The 16,570-nt window shown below is 57.2% G+C and carries 14 protein-coding genes; 5 read left to right on the plus strand and 9 right to left on the minus strand.

What is annotated here, in order from left to right:
• Nucleotides 1–9: 9 nt before the first annotated feature.
• The 6 genes from EH164_RS07440 to EH164_RS07465 all read right to left on the minus strand — a co-directional run bounded on the left by EH164_RS07440 (nucleotide 10) and on the right by EH164_RS07465 (nucleotide 7,924).
• Entirely contained in the window at nucleotides 10–1,818 is a 1,809-nt protein-coding gene (locus tag EH164_RS07440; RefSeq protein ID WP_124967796.1) for an extracellular solute-binding protein, read from the minus strand.
• 92 nt (nucleotides 1,819–1,910) lie between these two features.
• Complete coding sequence (locus tag EH164_RS07445) at nucleotides 1,911–3,467, minus strand: cyclic di-GMP phosphodiesterase (protein ID WP_124967797.1); 1,557 nt, start codon at nucleotides 3,465–3,467, stop codon at nucleotides 1,911–1,913.
• A gap of 167 nt (nucleotides 3,468–3,634) precedes the next feature.
• Entirely contained in the window at nucleotides 3,635–4,198 is a 564-nt protein-coding gene (gene mepS, locus EH164_RS07450; protein WP_023479708.1) for a bifunctional murein DD-endopeptidase/murein LD-carboxypeptidase, read from the minus strand.
• Between the two features lie 422 nt (nucleotides 4,199–4,620).
• Entirely contained in the window at nucleotides 4,621–5,322 is a 702-nt protein-coding gene (locus EH164_RS07455) for a phosphatase PAP2 family protein (RefSeq protein ID WP_023479792.1), read from the minus strand.
• 43 nt (nucleotides 5,323–5,365) lie between these two features.
• Nucleotides 5,366–6,343, minus strand: a complete 978-nt coding sequence (locus EH164_RS07460; RefSeq protein ID WP_124967798.1) for a GTP-binding protein — start codon at nucleotides 6,341–6,343, stop codon at nucleotides 5,366–5,368.
• 114 nt (nucleotides 6,344–6,457) lie between these two features.
• Nucleotides 6,458–7,924, minus strand: coding sequence for a mannitol dehydrogenase family protein (locus EH164_RS07465; protein WP_124967799.1), 1,467 nt, complete (start codon nucleotides 7,922–7,924; stop codon nucleotides 6,458–6,460).
• A gap of 205 nt (nucleotides 7,925–8,129) precedes the next feature.
• Between EH164_RS07465 and uxuA the strand changes: the two genes are divergently transcribed.
• Nucleotides 8,130–9,320 (plus strand): mannonate dehydratase, encoded by a 1,191-nt coding sequence (gene uxuA / locus EH164_RS07470; protein WP_124967800.1) that lies wholly within the window; start codon nucleotides 8,130–8,132, stop codon nucleotides 9,318–9,320.
• A gap of 68 nt (nucleotides 9,321–9,388) precedes the next feature.
• Here uxuA and yeiP read toward each other — a convergent pair whose 3' ends face one another.
• On the minus strand, nucleotides 9,389–9,961 hold the full coding sequence (gene yeiP / locus EH164_RS07475) for an elongation factor P-like protein YeiP (protein WP_023479652.1): 573 nt from the start codon (nucleotides 9,959–9,961) through the stop codon (nucleotides 9,389–9,391).
• Between the two features lie 167 nt (nucleotides 9,962–10,128).
• Here yeiP and EH164_RS07480 point away from each other — a divergent pair, with 167 nt between their 5' ends.
• The 4 genes from EH164_RS07480 to fruA all read left to right on the plus strand — a co-directional run bounded on the left by EH164_RS07480 (nucleotide 10,129) and on the right by fruA (nucleotide 14,423).
• Nucleotides 10,129–10,383 carry a YkgJ family cysteine cluster protein gene (locus tag EH164_RS07480; RefSeq protein WP_124971343.1) on the plus strand — a complete coding sequence of 85 codons (255 nt, stop codon included), beginning with the start codon at nucleotides 10,129–10,131 and terminating at the stop codon, nucleotides 10,381–10,383.
• Between the two features lie 259 nt (nucleotides 10,384–10,642).
• A complete protein-coding gene (fruB, locus tag EH164_RS07485; RefSeq protein WP_124967801.1) occupies nucleotides 10,643–11,773 on the plus strand; it encodes a fused PTS fructose transporter subunit IIA/HPr protein in 1,131 nt (376 codons plus the stop codon).
• Nucleotides 11,774–12,712, plus strand: coding sequence for a 1-phosphofructokinase (gene fruK / locus EH164_RS07490; RefSeq protein WP_023479738.1), 939 nt, complete (start codon nucleotides 11,774–11,776; stop codon nucleotides 12,710–12,712).
• A 16-nt stretch (nucleotides 12,713–12,728) separates the two neighbouring features.
• Nucleotides 12,729–14,423 carry a PTS fructose transporter subunit IIBC gene (gene fruA, locus EH164_RS07495; RefSeq protein WP_124967802.1) on the plus strand — a complete coding sequence of 565 codons (1,695 nt, stop codon included), beginning with the start codon at nucleotides 12,729–12,731 and terminating at the stop codon, nucleotides 14,421–14,423.
• Between the two features lie 156 nt (nucleotides 14,424–14,579).
• On the opposite strand, the gene nfo is transcribed toward fruA, so the two are convergent.
• A complete protein-coding gene (nfo, locus tag EH164_RS07500; RefSeq protein WP_124967803.1) occupies nucleotides 14,580–15,440 on the minus strand; it encodes a deoxyribonuclease IV in 861 nt (286 codons plus the stop codon).
• Between the two features lie 72 nt (nucleotides 15,441–15,512).
• Nucleotides 15,513–16,562: a YeiH family putative sulfate export transporter gene (locus EH164_RS07505; protein WP_124967804.1), complete on the minus strand. Its 1,050-nt coding sequence runs from the start codon at nucleotides 16,560–16,562 to the stop codon at nucleotides 15,513–15,515.
• Nucleotides 16,563–16,570 lie beyond the last annotated feature (8 nt).

The following is a 16,570-nucleotide window of genomic DNA, read 5'->3' on the forward strand; positions in this document are numbered from 1 at the left end:
CCCGTCTCCTTAACGTCTGGCGGCGGGCAGTTTCGCCGCCTTGTTTACGTCATACCACCAGGTATCAAACCCAATTGAGTAGACGGGGCGAATGCCGGGCATTGAGAACTTGTCCCAGTACGCAAGGCGATCGGCCGCCATATACCACATCGGCAGCATGTAATAGTTCCACGTCAGCACGCGATCCAGCGCGCGCCCGAGCGGCAACAGCTTCTCTTTATTCCCCTGCCAGCGGGCAATCTGTGCGAGCAGGGTGTCGATAGCCGGGTTTTTTACCCCCGGCGCATTGTAGGAGGAGTCAATATAGGCGGAACCCCAGGAGATTTGCAGGTCGCCGCTCGGCCACGGCTGCGCGCGCCAAAGACGCGGCATCATGTCGTAGTCGCGGCTGCGCATGCGGTTGGTCGCCTGCGAGTTATCCACCTGGCGTAACTCCATGGTGATGCCGAGACGGGCGAGATTGTGCTGGAAGGGCAGCACCCACTGCACATTCCCACCTGAGGGGAGCAGCAGTTCAAAAACAAACGGCTTGCCGGTTTTGGCATTCACCCGCTGCTGGTTTTTCAGCACCCAGCCCGCATCGTTAAGCAGCTTATCGGCTTTCAGCAGGTTCTGGCGATCGTAGCCGTCGCCGCTCGAGGTGGGCGGGGAGTAGATCTGCGTAAACACTTCAGGCGGGATCTGATCTTTTAACGGTGCCAGCAGGGTTAGCTCATCGGCATCCGGGTAGTTGCGCGCGGCATATTCGGTGTTGATAAAGTAGCTGTTCGCCCGGCTGTAGGCACCGTAAAACAGCGCTTTGTTCATCCACTCGAAGTCAAAGGCCAGTGACACAGCTTCACGAACCCGCCGGTCGGCGAACACCGGGCGCTGGGTATTAAACGCCAGCCAGCGCGCATCCTGCGCCGAGTGGTTGGTCTGTTCATCTTTAACGATATAGCCGCGCGCGAAATTGGTGCCGATATAGCGCGTGGCCCAGTTTTTCGGGCTATCTTCGCTGCGCAAATCGTAAGAGCCAGCTTTAAACGCTTCAAAGGCGACATTGTCGTCGAGGTAGTAGTCATAGCGGATATTATTGAAGTTCCAGCGGCCGCGGTTGACCGGCAGATCGGCAGCCCAGTAATCGCGCACGCGGGTATAAGCAATATACTGCCCCATGCGCCAGCTGCTGATGCGGTAAGGCCCGCTGCTCAGCGGCGGGCGGGAAAGCGGCTCGCTGAGGCTATGATCTTTCCAGAACTTCTCCGGCATTACCGGCAGCGTCAGCAGGCTGAGCATATCCTCTTTGCCCGGCTTCGCCAGCTCAATGCGCACCGTCAACGGTGAAATGGCTTTTACCGTCGTGCCTTTATAGACAATGCGAAACTGCGGCACGCCCTGGGTCATAAACTTCTGGAAGGTGAAGGCGACATCGCTGGCGCGGATCGGCGAGCCATCATGGAAGCGGGCGCGCGGGTTGAGGGAAATCTCCATCCACGAGAAGTCATCGGCATAGCGGGTGGTTTCGGCAATCAGCGGATAGTAGCTGCCTGGCTCATCGTCGGAGGTGGTGAACAGGCCGTCGTACAGCGCATCGGTGCGCACCGCCGGGTTACCGCGCAGGGCGAAACGGTTGAAGTTATCAAAGGTGCCGATATTGGCGAGCGTCACGTTACCGCCTTTCGGCGCGGCGGGGTTCACATAATCAAAATGGGAAAAGTTAACGGCGTATTTCGGTTCGCCGATAATCGCAAAGCTGTCACTCTCTTTAATGGTCTGCGCCTGGCAGGCGAGGGCGATAAACGCCAGTAACAGAGCAACAATGCGCGCATACTTCATTTGCTGGATCCCTTTTACCGCAATGCGACGGAGGCGTGAATTTTTCTGCTTGAATAATAGGGGAGGGATCGGCGGTTGTGAACTTTTTCCGCCTACAGCCGGGCAGTAAATGTCGGCGGTCGCCAGTCGATAAACTGCTGGAGCGTCATCGGGCGGCTGAAAAAGTAGCCCTGCAAATAGTGCACGCCGCGATCGCGCAGCCAGCGCACCTGCTCCGGCGTCTCCACCCCTTCCGCCACGGTACGCATATTGAGCCGTTTCGCCAGCGTCAGCACGGCGTCAAGCACCGGTGAAGTGACGGTTTCCGTGCCGATGGCGTTAACAAACCCGCGATCGATCTTCAGGAAGTCGAGGGTGAAACGCTCAAGGTAGATCAGCGCGCTATGACCGGTACCGAAATCATCAATGGCGATCTCAAACCCTTCATCATGCAGCCACTGGAAGATCTCATTAACCTCGTCATGCTTGAGCATATCGCGCTCGGTGATCTCCAGCACCAGGCTGAAGTGGTGTGGGGGCAGGGCATGTGCAAACTGCCGCATATCCTGTTTAAAGCTCGGCGCATGCAGATGACCGGGCGCAATATTGATGCCCATTTTCGCCCCTTCAGGCAGCAGCGTTTTTAAAACCGGCGCATCGCGCGCGACAAGCTTAAACAGGTGCAGGGTCAGCGGCACAATTAACTGCTGCGCTTCGGCAAAATGAATAAAGGCATCGGGCGGGATTTCGCCGGCGGTCGGGTGCTTCCAGCGCATTAGGACTTCAAAACCAGTCACTTTTAACTCCGCGCCGCTGACCACCGGCTGGTAGACCACATAAAACTGGTCGCGCTTAATCGCTGTGAGGATCTCCCGGCCGGGGCGCAGATGGATCGCGAGCATTGCAGCGCTCAGCAGACCGGCAAGCATACCGACTGTGGCACCCAGCAGCAGCGCGAACTGGAGATCTTCCATTTGCCATTTATCGGCGTAGAGATAGAGCCTGACCGGCGAACCTTCGACCTGCGCGCTCAGGTAGGGCGTCTGATGCAAATGACTCAACAGCAATGGTCTGCCTGAGAAGGTGGTCAGTGCGCGATCGCCGATGCCGAGCGCAAGGCCGTTAAGATCGGGGATTTGCGCGGTGTAAAGCATATAGGGGGCGAGATTGATATTGAGCGTGGCAAGTACGCCGCGGTTATCCAGCAGCGGGCTGCGAAACCAGAGCGCAATTACCGGCTGCGTCGGCATCATCGGCGTACCGGGCAAAATCACCATATCGGTGGGTTTATTAATATCGATACCCGGAATCAGCCGTTTCATCGGCTCATCCATATCACCAGTGGCGGACGAACAGTAGGCGCGCTGATCTTTTACTAACAGAAAGGCGCGCACATTCTGGCTGAAGGCAGCTTTGGAGGTGAGCTCGCTGGCAGCCTCTTCACAGCTGTCGAGCGTAAGCGGGTGCAGTGTTTCTGCCGCGGCGCGAATAGTGCTGAAGTAACTGGCGTAGGAGGCCTGAATGCTGCTCAGCAGCGTATCGTAGCGGGCTTCGCGCTTTTGCTGCTCCAGCCAGAACTGAATACCGCCGACCAGCATGGCAACGAGCACGCCGGTCAGCAGGCTAATAAGCACAACGCGTCGATTAACGGTAACGTTACGGGTAAGCATGATGCTGAGCCTATGTTAGCGGTTCATCATATTTCGCATATAAAGCGGGATATAAACGAAATAAAACCCGGAAAGCTTCGTATAGCATATTGCAGACATAAAAAAACACTGCCGAAGCAGTGTTTTTTATAACTTTACGCCAGCCAAGGGTAACTGGCATAAAGCGATTAGCTGCGTGTCAGGATGCGTCGCGCTTCGTTATAGCGCTTCTTCCAGTATGGCTCATCAAGGTTAGAAATCATCACACCACTGCTGGTGGAGGCATGAACAAACTGGTTATTACCAATGTAGATGCCGACATGACGTCCGGTAGAGCCTGCACGGAAGAGAACCAGATCGCCGGTGCGCAGACTGGTGCGCGAAATAGACTTACCGGTCTCCTGCTGTTCCCATGTGGAACGCGGCAGCTCTAAACCAAACTGTTCGCGGAAGGTGCGCTGCACAAAGCCAGAACAGTCGATGCCTTTCTTGGTGTCGCCGCCGAGACGGTAGCGAACGCCTTTCCAACTTGCATACTGATCCATAAGCCGGTTTTTAACATCCAGATTACGTACCAGGTTTTCAAATTCATCCTGAGAGGCTTGCAGTGAAGAGCTATCTTCGGGCACAGCATGCGTCTCAGGATGCATATTCTTGGCGGTATTTGTTGAACAAGCTGAAAGCAGAACCGCTACTGCGATCGCGGGTATCGCCCGCACGATATATCTCAAGATCGGCTGAGACTTGACCATGTTGCTTATTTTCCCTTGAAGTCCTTAACGATAATATCGTTATGAAAAATGCCAAACGCAGCGAGATTAATTATCTGAATGTTTCAAGACAAATACTCGAGCCAGAATTTGTGGCGAAACGCACAAATTACCGCGCAGAGAGTAAAAGAGCACTCTTTGCGACAAGACGGACCGAGGTTACCTGAACATCTAATGCAAGGCGAGTGCTTTTCATCACTTTTTTATAAGAAATTGTGATACAGAAAGTGAATTCATGCGTTTGGTCAATAAATGGACAAATAAAGAGAAATAGCGGGCAAAATGCTCTTTTTAAAGGCGATTGGGTTGGCTAAAAAATGACATACTCAGGCAACCGCCGGGAATTTACATTAAGGACGCTAATGATCGCCTCTTCCCGGCGGCGCTAAATGTTATTTAAGTGTTTAAATTTTGTTTTTCCCAGGCAAATAACGATCGAATAACGCCACAATCTTATCGCTCAGTGGCGTCATCAGGCACCAGGGCAGGCCAATCAACACCGCAGAGAGTGAACCGACGGCAATATCCGTAAACCAGTGCGCGCCGATCATTACGCGCGGGAACGCAAATATGACAAATATAAGAATTCCGATGGCGAACGCCTTTTTACCGAAATAACGCAGCATTACCGCGGCAAAAATCAGCAGCATCATACCGTGGTCGCCAGGGAAGCTATCTTTCGAGGCATCTTTTGTCGGGAAGTTGATTAGATCACTCACCCGATAGGTGTCGGTAAAGGAGATCGACGGACTGGCGCGCTTCACCGGCATAAGATGCTGCGCGAGCTGGTTGATCACAAGCGCCAGCAGCAGCATGGTCAGGCCAATCATCACCACGCGCCGACGCCCGGCCGGATCTGCCGGCAGCCAGAAAGAGAGCATCAGACAGCCCATCGCCACCAGCGAGCAGGCATCAAACGCGCGGTTGTTGGTCAGGGCGACAAACCATAAGTAGGCGCGATTCTCCGCCAGCCCATGGTTGAAAAAGTGGAAAATCGCTGAATCGAGCGGGAACCAGAAACCATGATTCACCGGCAGATACCAGGAGAAAAACAGCGCCAGGCCAGCAGCATTCAGCAGCACGATGAGAGGCAGTCGGGTTTTCATTTTGCAGGCTCTTTTATTTTTCAGGGACGCCACGGTAGTCCGGCTAACTTAAACGAAGCTTCAACAGCGCCGATTGAAGCGTGTTCCAGTCAGCCTCGCTGTCGGTGATTAACTCTATCCGGCTATCGGGCGGCGCAGCGTTTTGCGTCTCAATATGCAAATCCTGACCCTGGCGGTTAACGCGCAGCAACCCTTCAGGAATACGCATCACTCCTTTTACCCGCGATACTGGCGCAAGCCGTGCCCACTCCAGCAGACCAATGGTGTCGAAAACCGTATCGGCATCGAAAATCCAGCCACAGGCGTGGTGTCCCTGGCCGCTATTGAGGTTGCGACGCCAGCGCTGGTGCGCCGGTAAACTCAGTGCCGCCAGCCCCTTTTTCTCTCCGTGCGCATGATCGTGCGCGGCGCTCTCTGGCAGGGCGCGCAGATTACGGCGCGGTTGATCGAGCAGGCTGCCGTCAATCGCACCCTGCGTGGCGTTCACCCGCAGGCGATCGCCGCCAAACTCAGCCCACCATGCGTCAAATGCCTTCTGGCTCTCGGCGCTGGCGCGATCCTCTTTATTCGCAACGATAATATCCGCTGCCGCTAACTGGTCGCGGAAGTTCTCATTGTTCAGCGCTTTCTCATCCAGCAGCTGGCGCGGGTCGAGCAGGCAGAGCGTGGCGCGCAGATCGATCCACGGCTCATAGACCGGGGCGGTAAGCATATCGAGGATCTGCTTCGGGTGGCCCAGCCCGGTCGGCTCAATCAGCAGGCGATCGGGTTTGCCCTGGCGCAGCAGGGTATTGAGACCGACCTGCATCGGCAGGCCGTTGACGCAGCACATGCAGCCGCCGGGGATCTCTTTGAGCAGCGCGCCGCTGTCGCTGAGCAGGGCGCCATCAATGCCGACTTCGCCAAACTCATTCACCAGCACCGCCCACTTCTCCTGCGGATCTTTATGGGCCAGCAAATGCAGAATGGAGGTGGTTTTGCCGCTTCCGAGAAAGCCGGTAATCAGATTGGTCTTCGTCACAGGAACTCCGCGTCATCAAAAAGCACAAGCGGACAATCCTGGCGAAAAAAAGGGGAAAAGAGAAGAGCGCGGACGGCGCATCGCACTATCCGTCCGCGTTGAGGGCAAAAAATGTTAAGGATTGACCGCCTGCTGCACCGCGCCGTGTGCGCCGAGGGTATCAATAGCGCGCCATGCCTGGCTGACGGCATCAACAAACACCGGGTTATGCGGCAGATCGTTACCGAAGATCTCTTTTAGCGTCAGCAGCGCAGTGACGCGCTCGTCGCTGCTGCTGGTCTCAACGATGGCGCGGATTTTATCCGCCAGCGGATCGCGAATATCAATGGTCTCGCCCGCATCATCGACGCCGCTGACATAGCGCATCCAGCCCGCAACGCCGAGCGCCAGCAGCGGCCAGTCGCTCTGGCGCTGAAGATGAATACGGATCCCGTCCAGCAGGCGCTGCGGCAACTTCTGGCTGCCATCCATCGCAATCTGCCAGGTGCGGTGTTTCAGCGCCGGGTTAGCGAAGCGCTCAAGCAGGCTGTCGGCATAGGCATTAAGATCAACACCTTTGATACGCAGCGTTGGTGCCTGCTCATTGAGCATCAGTTGGCGCGCCGCCTCACGGAAGGCCGCGTCCTGCATACACTCATTAATATGGGCAAACCCGGCGAGATACCCTAAATAGGCGAGGAAGGAGTGGCTGCCGTTAAGCATGCGCAGCTTCATCTGTTCCCACGGCTGCACATCTTCCACCAGCTGCACGCCCGCCGTTTCCCACGCCGGACGCCCGGCGACAAAGTTATCTTCTATTACCCACTGAATAAATGGCTCGCAACTGATGGCGCACGGGTCGAAAACGCCGATTACGTCGGCAATCTCCGCCAGCGACTCGTCGGTCGCCGCCGGGACAATGCGATCGACCATGGTGGCCGGGAAGCTGACGTGCTCCGCTATCCACTGCGCCAGCTCCGGCGAGCGGGTTTGCGCCATGCCGAGCACGGCGTTTTTCACCACGTGGCCGTTGTCAGGAATGTTGTCGCAGGAGAGCACGGTAAAGGGCGGCAGGCCGCGTTCACGGCGGCGATGCAGGGCTTCAACTAAGATGCCCGGCGCAGAGTGCGGCTCGTGCGGGTATTTAAGATCGTGTTCAATACGCGGCTGGGTGAGATCAAGTTCACCGCTGGCCGGGTCGATGCAGTAACCCTTTTCGGTGATGGTTAGAGAGACAATCGCCACCTGCGGCTCGCAGAACTTCTCAATAATCGCCGCCAGCGTGTCGAGTTTGGCATTCAGGCATTCGTTAACCGCGCCAATAATAATCGGCTTATTTCCGTCCGCGCCTTTCTCCAGCACCGTATAAAGGTGATCTTGCTCGCGCAGCTGCGACATTAATACATCGCCGCTGAACAGGCTGATTTCGCAAATGCCCCAGTCGCCGCCTTGCGCATTCAGCACCCGGTCGGTTAATAACGCCTGATGGGCGCGGTGAAAGGCACCAAAACCGAAGTGGACGATGCGCGAACGGAGCTGGCTGCGATCGTACTGAGGCTGTTGCACCGAAGCGGGCAGCGTGGTGGAGGCAATTGTTTTCATCTCTATACACCTGATTAACCAATAATTAACAAGAGCAGTGTAAAGTTATATGACAGCAAAAAGAATTGGTATGCCTTAAATATCCGGGGAATGTGAGCTGGATCAATCATTGCTGTGGCGGGATTTGACCGTTTTCCATAAGCATGTATGGTAGTCGTCATGTTTCACGCTGTATTGGTATAACAACTTTTTTGAGGGGAAGACGATGGAACAAACCTGGCGTTGGTATGGACCGAACGATCCGGTTTCTCTTGATGATGTTCGTCAGGCAGGCGCGACCGGCGTGGTCACCGCTCTGCACCACATTCCGAACGGCCAGGTGTGGCCGGTGGAAGAGATCAAAGCCCGCCAGGCGCTGCTGGCTGAAAAGGGGCTTTACTGGTCCGTTGTCGAAAGTATCCCGGTACATGAAGAGATCAAAACCCACTCCGGCGACTGCGACAAATGGATTGCCAACTATCAGCAGAGCATTCGCAATCTCGCCACCTGCGGGATTGATACCGTCTGCTACAACTTTATGCCGATCCTCGACTGGACGCGCACCGACCTGGAATACCAGTTGCCGGATGGCTCACGCGCGCTGCGCTTCGACCAGATCGCTTTTGCCGCGTTTGAGCTGCATATCCTCAAGCGCGAAGGGGCGCAGGCGGATTACAGCGATGAGGAGCAGCGCCAGGCGCAGGCCTATTTCAATGCGATGAGCGATGCGGAAGTGGAAAAGCTGACGCGCAACATCATCGCCGGTCTGCCGGGGGCGGAAGAGGGTTATACGCTGGATCAGTTCCGCGCGCGTCTGGCGGAGTATGACGGCATCGACAAAGCGCAGCTGCGCGAAAATATGGCCTGTTTCCTGCGCGCCATTGTGCCGGTGGCGCAGGAAGTGGGCGTGCGGCTGGCGGTTCACCCGGACGATCCGCCGCGTCCGATCCTCGGCCTGCCGCGCATTGTCTCCACCATCGAAGATATGCAGTGGCTGAAAGAGGCGGTGGACAGCATCAACAACGGCTTCACCATGTGCACCGGTTCTTACGGCGTGCGGGCAGACAACGATCTGGTGCGGATGATCGAAACCTTCGGCGATCGCATTCACTTCACCCATCTGCGCGCCACCTGCCGCGAAGAGAACCCGAAAACCTTCCACGAAGCGGCACACCTGCAGGGCGATGTCGATATGGTTTCGGTGGTAGCGGCAATTCTTAGTGAAGAGCAGCGCCGCAAGAAAGCGGGCGATCTGCGCCCGATCCCGTTCCGCCCGGATCACGGTCACCAGATGCTTGACGATCTGCGTAAGAAAACCAACCCCGGTTACTCGGCGATTGGCCGCCTGAAGGGGATGGCGGAAGTGCGCGGCGTTGAGCTGGCGCTGAAGAAGACGCTGTTCCGCGATCTGCTGTAATAGCCGCCGGTAAACGCTCGGCTCGCTTTCCCGGGCGAAAAAAAGCCTCCGGATGGAGGCTTTTTTATTTAATCAGCGCGGCCCATATAGCGGCGCTCTTCAATATGAATGCGGATCTTCTCGCCGGTGGTCAGGTACTCCGGCACCTGCACAACCAGGCCAGTGTTCAGCGTGGCAGGCTTGGTACGGGAGCTGGCAGACGCGCCTTTGATGCCCGGTGCGGTCTCAACAATTTCCAGATCCACGGTCTGCGGCAGTTCGAGCGCCAGCAGTTGGCCATCCCACAGCAGCACCTGCATATCCGGCATGCCACCTTCCGGAATAAAGAGCAGCTCATCTTCAATCTGATCTTTGGTAAAGGTATAAGGCGTGTAGTCTTCTTTATCCATAAAGACATATTCGTTGCCGTCTACATAGGAGAAGTCAACGAAACGGCGGTTCAGGGAGACGGTATCAACAATGTCGTCGCCTTTAAAACGCTCTTCAACTTTCAGGCCGGTACGGACATCAGCAAAGCGCATTTTATACAGCGTTGCTGCGCCGCGGGCGCTCGGTGACTGAATATCAATGTCTTTTACAATCAGCAGTTTGCCGTTGTAGTTCAGCACCATACCTTTTTTGATTTCGTTCGCTCTTGGCATTGCCAGGTTCCTGTAAAAAAGAAATTCACCAAAATATCGCGACAAACTACTCGCGAGGGCCTTTTCAGGCAAGGGGAATTGCTGAGTTTTGCGTTGCATGGGCAAAAGATGATAGCGTGCCCCGCAGCGCGCTATTTCAGCGCGTCGACGCCAATAAGAGAGCCGATATGCACTGCCGCCCGGACTGCGGAGCCTGCTGTACCGCCCCGTCCATTACCAGCCCGATCCCCGGCATGCCCAACGGTAAACCGGCCAACACGCCCTGCGTGCAGCTTGATGAACATCAGCGCTGCAAACTCTTTGGCTCACCGTTGCGACCAACAGTGTGTGCCGGGCTGCAACCGAGCCTGGAGATGTGCGGTTCAACGCGCGAACAGGCGATGCTCTACCTCCTCGATCTCGAACAGCAAACCGCGCCGTAATTCCTTTCAAAGCTGAACAGGCTGAAGGCGATAAGCTGACGGCCAATTTCGCGTCAGCAAATTTCCCTTAACGGACTGTAAAATGTGCAGTGCCTCAAAATTCTTAAATGCCAAATGAGAGATTTCTTGATCGTTGAGCAAAAAAGGTCAAGACTCCTTGAAACGTTTCAGCGTCATCGCATTGTCTCTGAACCACGGCGGTGACGTAACCTTTCTTATGTAAGCTGAAACGATTCAATTTCAGCGGGAGACGAGTCACATGTTCCAGTTATCCGTTCAGGACATCCATCCAGGCCAGCAGGCCGGTAACAAAGAAGAGGCCATTCGCCAGATCGCGGCGGCACTGGCTGAAGCCGGCAACGTGGCTGAAGGCTACGTCGATGGCATGCTCGCACGCGAGCAGCAAACCTCCACCTTCCTTGGCAACGGCATCGCCATTCCGCACGGCACCACCGACACGCGCGACCAGGTGCTGAAAACCGGCGTCAAAGTATTCCAGTTCCCGCAGGGCATTCTGTGGAGCGAAGGGCAGGTGGCTTACGTTGCTATCGGTATCGCCGCCAGCTCTGATGAACATCTCGGCCTGCTGCGTCAGCTGACGCACGTGCTGAGCGATGATGCTGTCGCCGCGCAGCTGCAATCCGCGACCACCGCTGAAGAGCTGCGTGCGTTGCTGATGGGCGAAAAGCAGAGCAGCGCGCTGAAGCTGGATAACGAAACCCTGTCGCTGGACGTTAACGCCAGCTCGCTGATGACGCTGCAGGCGCTGAACGCCGCGCGTCTGAAAGAGGCGGGCGCGGTAGACAGCGTCTACGTCACCCGTGCTATTAACGAACAGCCGCTGAACCTCGGCCAGGGCATCTGGCTGAACGACAGCGCCGAGGGCAACCTGCTGAGCGCAGTAGCCGTCAGCCGTGCCGCCACACCGTTTGAAGTGGAAGGCGAAAACGCCGCCGTGCTGGTGAGCGTCGCGATGGCCGATGAGCAACCCGTTGCCGTGCTGAAACGCCTGAGCGATCTGCTGCTGGCGAATAAAGCTGACCGTCTGCTGAATGCTGATGCCGCCACGCTGCTGGCGCTGCTGACCAGCGACGACGCGGTCGCAGACGATCTGCTCAGCGAAGAGTTTGTCATTCGTAACGAGCACGGCCTGCATGCCCGTCCGGGCACCATGCTGGTCAACACCATTAAACAGTTCAATAGCGAAATCACCGTCACCAACCTCGATGGGTCAGGCAAACCGGCAAATGGCCGCAGCCTGATGAAAGTGGTTGCGCTGGGCGTGAAGAAAGGACACCGCCTGCGCTTTACCGCACAGGGCGAAGATGCTGAACAGGCGCTGAAAGCGATTGGAGACGCCATCGCAGCAGGTCTGGGAGAGGGAGCGTAAATGAGCAGAAGAGTCGCAACAATTACTTTAAACCCGGCCTACGATCTGGTGGGTTTCACCCCGGAAGTTGAGCGTGGCGAAGTCAACCTGGTGCGCACCACCGGGCTGCACGCCGCCGGTAAAGGGATCAACGTCGCCAAGGTGCTGAAAGATCTGGGCATCGACGTCACCGTGGGCGGTTTCCTCGGTAAAGATAACCAGGACGGTTTTCAGCAACTGTTCAGCGAGCTGGGCATTGCCAACCGTTTCCAGGTGGTGCAGGGGCGTACGCGCATCAACGTTAAGCTGACCGAGAAAGATGGCGAAGTGACCGACTTTAACTTCTCCGGTTTCGAAGTCACCCCGGCCGACTGGGAGCGTTTCGTCGCCGACTCGCTCACCTGGCTTGGTCAGTTTGATATGGTCTGCGTCAGCGGCAGCCTGCCGTCCGGCGTCAGCCCGGAAGCCTTTACCGACTGGATGACGCGCCTGCGCAGCCAGTGCCCGTGCATCATTTTCGACAGCAGCCGTGACGCGCTGGTTGCCGGGCTGAAAGCCGCACCGTGGTTAGTGAAACCTAACCGCCGCGAGCTGGAGATCTGGGCCGGTCGTAAACTGCCGGAATTGCAGGACGTTATTGAAGCCGCTCACGCGCTTCGCGAGCAGGGGATCGCCCACGTGGTGATTTCGCTGGGCGCAGAAGGGGCACTGTGGGTCAACGCTTCGGGTGAATGGATCGCCAAACCGCCGTCAATGGAAGTGGTAAGCACCGTTGGCGCAGGGGATTCGATGGTTGGCGGCCTGATTTACGGCCTGCTGATGCGTGAGTCCAGTGAGCACACTTTACGCCTGGCCACCGCTGTCGCTGCACTGGCGGTCAGTCAGAGTAACGTAGGGATTACCGATCGTACCCAGTTAGCCGCGATGATGGCGCGCGTTGACTTAAAACCCTTTAACTAACAGCAGGAGAGGCATAATGAAAACGCTGCTGATCATCGACGCTGAACTCGGACAGGCCCGTGCCTATATGGCAAAGACCCTGCTGGGTGCGGCGGCGCAAAAAGCGAATCTGCAATTTGTTGATAACCCAGGCGACGCGGAACTGGCAATCGTGCTGGGTAGCCAGCTGCCGAACGACGCGGCGCTGAGCGGGAAAAAAGTCTGGCTGGGCGATATCAATCGCGCGGTCGCGCACCCGGAGCTGTTCCTGAGCGAAGCGAAGAACCACGCCACGCCTTACAGCGCACCGGCTGCCGCACCTGCGGCGGCAGCTCAGGCCGCTGGGCCGAAACGTATTGTTGCCGTAACCGCCTGTCCGACCGGCGTTGCGCACACCTTTATGGCGGCAGAAGCCATTGAAACCGAAGCGAAAAAACGTGGCTGGTGGGTGAAGGTTGAAACGCGCGGTTCCGTGGGCGCAGGCAATGCCATCACCCCGGAAGAGGTGGCGCAGGCGGATCTGGTTATCGTCGCAGCGGATATCGAAGTTGACCTGGCGAAGTTTGCCGGCAAACCGATGTACCGCACCTCGACGGGCCTGGCACTGAAGAAAACGGCGCAGGAGCTGGATAAAGCGGTAGCGGAAGCGAAGCCGTACCAGCCATCCAGCAAAGGGCAGTCTGAATCTTCAGAAGGTAAAAAAGAGAGCGCGGGCGCCTATCGTCACCTGCTGACCGGCGTCTCTTATATGCTGCCGATGGTGGTGGCGGGCGGTCTGCTGATCGCACTCTCCTTCGCCTTTGGTATTACCGCGTTTAAAGAAGAGGGCACGCTGGCGGCGGCGCTGATGAAGATCGGCGGCGGTACGGCGTTTGCGCTGATGGTACCGGTACTGGCGGGCTTTATCGCCTTCTCGATTGCCGACCGTCCGGGTCTGACGCCGGGTCTGATCGGCGGTATGCTGGCGGTGAGCACCGGGTCTGGCTTTATCGGCGGTATCATTGCCGGTTTCCTTGCCGGTTACATCGCGAAAGCGATCAGCAAAGGCTTTAAGCTGCCGCCAAGTATGGAAGCGCTGAAACCGATTCTGATTATTCCGCTCTTCTCCAGCCTGATTGTTGGCCTGGCAATGATCTACCTTATCGGTACGCCGGTGGCGAAAATCCTCGCGAGTCTCACCTCCTGGCTGCAAACCATGGGCACGGCGAACGCCGTTCTGCTGGGCGCGATCCTCGGTGGCATGATGTGTACCGATATGGGCGGTCCGGTGAACAAAGCGGCCTACGCCTTTGGTGTCGGGCTGTTGAGTACGCAAACCTACGCACCGATGGCGGCGATTATGGCGGCCGGTATGGTGCCACCGCTGGCGATGGGCCTGGCGACGCTGGTTGCACGCAACAAGTTCGACAAAGGTCAGCGTGAAGGTGGTAAAGCGGCGCTGGTGCTGGGTCTGTGCTTTATCTCTGAAGGTGCGATTCCGTTCGCAGCGCGCGATCCGATGCGTGTTATCCCGTGCTGTATCGCCGGTGGCGCGCTGACCGGTGCCATCTCAATGGCGATTGGCGCCAAACTGATGGCTCCGCACGGTGGCCTGTTCGTACTGCTGATCCCGGGTGCTATCACCCCGGTGCTCGGTTACCTGCTGGCGATCGTTGCCGGTACGCTGCTGTCGGGCCTGCTTTATGCCCTGCTGAAACGTCCGGAAACGGAGATGGCCGCGAAAGTTGCCTGAGCCGTAAAAACAGAAAAAGGCCGCTAAGCGGCCTTTTTTTATGCCCACAAAAGGGCAGATTTGCTTTTGTAGGCCTGATAAGCAAAGCGCCATCAGGCATTACGGCATTGCCGGATGGCGGCGAATGCCTTATCCGGCCTGAAGGCTCGCAGGGAATTACCCGGCGGTGGTTTCTGCGTACTGCTGCGCTTTAAGCCACGCGATCTCTTCCACCCAGATATCCGGGTTAACGGTCTCGAGGATCAGCGGAATGCCGTCGAAGCGCGTATCGCGCATAATCCAGCGAAACGCATCGTGACCAATATTGCCTTCGCCGAGGCTGTGATGGCGGTCAACCCGGCTGGCGAAGCCGCTTTTCGCATCATTCAGGTGCATCCCGCGCAGGTATTTGAAGCCCACCACGCGGTCGAACTCGGCAAAGGTGGCGGCGGTTGCCTCTTCGCTGCGCAGATCGTAACCGGCGGCGAATGCGTGACAGGTATCAATGCAGACGCCAACGCGGGTTTTATCTTCAACCCCCTCGATGATTGCCGCCAAATGCTCAAACCGGAAGCCGAGGTTGCTGCCCTGACCGGCAGTGTTTTCAATCACCGCGGTAACGCCTTCGGTCTGCGCCAGTGCAATGTTGATGGATTCGGCAATGCGCGCGAGGCATTTCTCTTCCGGGATCTGGTGCAGGTGGCTGCCGGGGTGGAAATTGAGCAGCGTCAGCCCAAGCTGCTGACAGCGGGAAAGCTCATCAATAAACGCCTCGCGGGATTTCTCCAGCGCCTCATCAACCGGATGACCGAGGTTAATCAGATAGCTGTCGTGGGGCAGGATTTGCGCGGGCGAATAGTTGTGCGCTTCGCACGCGGCTTTGAACGCATCTATCGTTTCCGTGGTTAACGGCGCGGCGCGCCATTGCCGCTGATTTTTGGTAAACAGCGCGAACGCCGTTGCGTCCAGCTCGGCGGCGCGGATGGCCGCATTTGCGACGCCGCCTGAGGCGCTAACATGCGCACCAATGAATTTCATAAACACTCCTGTAAAGACCCGCCGGGGGAAAACCGACATCATAGCGGGTCAGCAGGGTTGAGATGTAGTGCTTTATGCCATTACCGTGTGAACCAGCAGATTGATCGCACCGCCGCCGACAATCAGCCAGATAAAGAGCAGCAGACCCATCACCAGCGGTTTCGCCCCGGCATTTTTCAGCGCGCTGATATGGGTGGTCACGCCAAGTGCGGCCATCGCCATTGCCAGCAGCAGCGTATCCAGTGTGTTGAGCATATTCACCGCTGCGGGCGGTAACAGGTGAAAGGAGTTAAATACCGCCACCGCCACAAAGCCTATGGCAAACCACGGGATCGTCACCTTGCTTTTCTCATTACCCTCTTGCGGGCTGAGCTGTTTCACCCGCGCGGCCAGCAGCAGTAAAAAGGGGGCCAGCATCATCACGCGCAGCATTTTGGCAATCACCGCCGCATTCTCTGCCTCCGGGCTGACGGCGTGACCGGCGGCGACCACTTGCGCCACTTCATGCACCGTCGATCCAATCCAGATGCCATAGGTTTGCGGGTTAAACCACGGCGCAAGCAGCGGCCACAGCGCCGGGTAGATAAAGATCGCCAGCGTGCCGAAAATCACGACTGTGGCGATGGCGACGGTCACTTTGCTCGCCTCCGCTTTTACTACCGGCTCCGTTGCCAGCACCGCCGCCGCGCCGCAGATACTGCTGCCCGCGCCAATCAGCCAGCTGGTTTTCTTATCCAGCCCGAAAACTTTTTGCCCGAGAAAACAGGCCAGCATAAAGGTGCTGGAGAGGGTCAGCACATCAATCAGCACGCCGCTGACGCCGACGTCCGCAATCTGCGAAAAGGTCAGACGAAAGCCATAAAGAATAATCCCGAGCCGGAGCAGATGCTGTTTCGCAAACAGCACACCGCCGTCGCAGTGGCGATGCAGCGCCGGGTAGAGCGTGTTGCCCAGCACCATGCCGAGCAGGATCGCCAGCGTTAACGCGCTCAGGCCGAAGCCAGCAACGGCGGGCAGGGAGCCCAGCCACAGCGCCGCCGCGGTAATCGCGCCGCTCAGTAGCAGGCCGGGCATCACGCGCCAGACGCGGGAGTGATGAGAGTGTAATGTGATGTCGGTCATAGCCTTCT

The sequence above is a fragment of the Kosakonia sp. CCTCC M2018092 genome, assembly GCF_003864115.1.
Classification (GTDB): Bacteria; Pseudomonadota; Gammaproteobacteria; order Enterobacterales; family Enterobacteriaceae; genus Kosakonia; species Kosakonia cowanii.

What these genes read in the sequence shown, in the direction of transcription:
- nfo (WP_124967803.1), bottom strand. Translation starts at nt 15,440, where the DNA reads ATGAAATTCATTGGTGCGCATGTTAGCGCCTCAGGCGGCGTCGCAAAT.
- EH164_RS07505 (WP_124967804.1), bottom strand. Translation starts at nt 16,562, where the DNA reads ATGACCGACATCACATTACACTCTCATCACTCCCGCGTCTGGCGCGTG.
- EH164_RS07440 (WP_124967796.1), bottom strand. Translation starts at nt 1,818, where the DNA reads ATGAAGTATGCGCGCATTGTTGCTCTGTTACTGGCGTTTATCGCCCTC.
- fruK (WP_023479738.1), top strand. Translation starts at nt 11,774, where the DNA reads ATGAGCAGAAGAGTCGCAACAATTACTTTAAACCCGGCCTACGATCTG.
- EH164_RS07480 (WP_124971343.1), top strand. Translation starts at nt 10,129, where the DNA reads ATGCACTGCCGCCCGGACTGCGGAGCCTGCTGTACCGCCCCGTCCATT.
- EH164_RS07455 (WP_023479792.1), bottom strand. Translation starts at nt 5,322, where the DNA reads ATGAAAACCCGACTGCCTCTCATCGTGCTGCTGAATGCTGCTGGCCTG.
- mepS (WP_023479708.1), bottom strand. Translation starts at nt 4,198, where the DNA reads ATGGTCAAGTCTCAGCCGATCTTGAGATATATCGTGCGGGCGATACCC.
- yeiP (WP_023479652.1), bottom strand. Translation starts at nt 9,961, where the DNA reads ATGCCAAGAGCGAACGAAATCAAAAAAGGTATGGTGCTGAACTACAAC.
- uxuA (WP_124967800.1), top strand. Translation starts at nt 8,130, where the DNA reads ATGGAACAAACCTGGCGTTGGTATGGACCGAACGATCCGGTTTCTCTT.
- fruA (WP_124967802.1), top strand. Translation starts at nt 12,729, where the DNA reads ATGAAAACGCTGCTGATCATCGACGCTGAACTCGGACAGGCCCGTGCC.
- fruB (WP_124967801.1), top strand. Translation starts at nt 10,643, where the DNA reads ATGTTCCAGTTATCCGTTCAGGACATCCATCCAGGCCAGCAGGCCGGT.
- EH164_RS07445 (WP_124967797.1), bottom strand. Translation starts at nt 3,467, where the DNA reads ATGCTTACCCGTAACGTTACCGTTAATCGACGCGTTGTGCTTATTAGC.
- EH164_RS07465 (WP_124967799.1), bottom strand. Translation starts at nt 7,924, where the DNA reads ATGAAAACAATTGCCTCCACCACGCTGCCCGCTTCGGTGCAACAGCCT.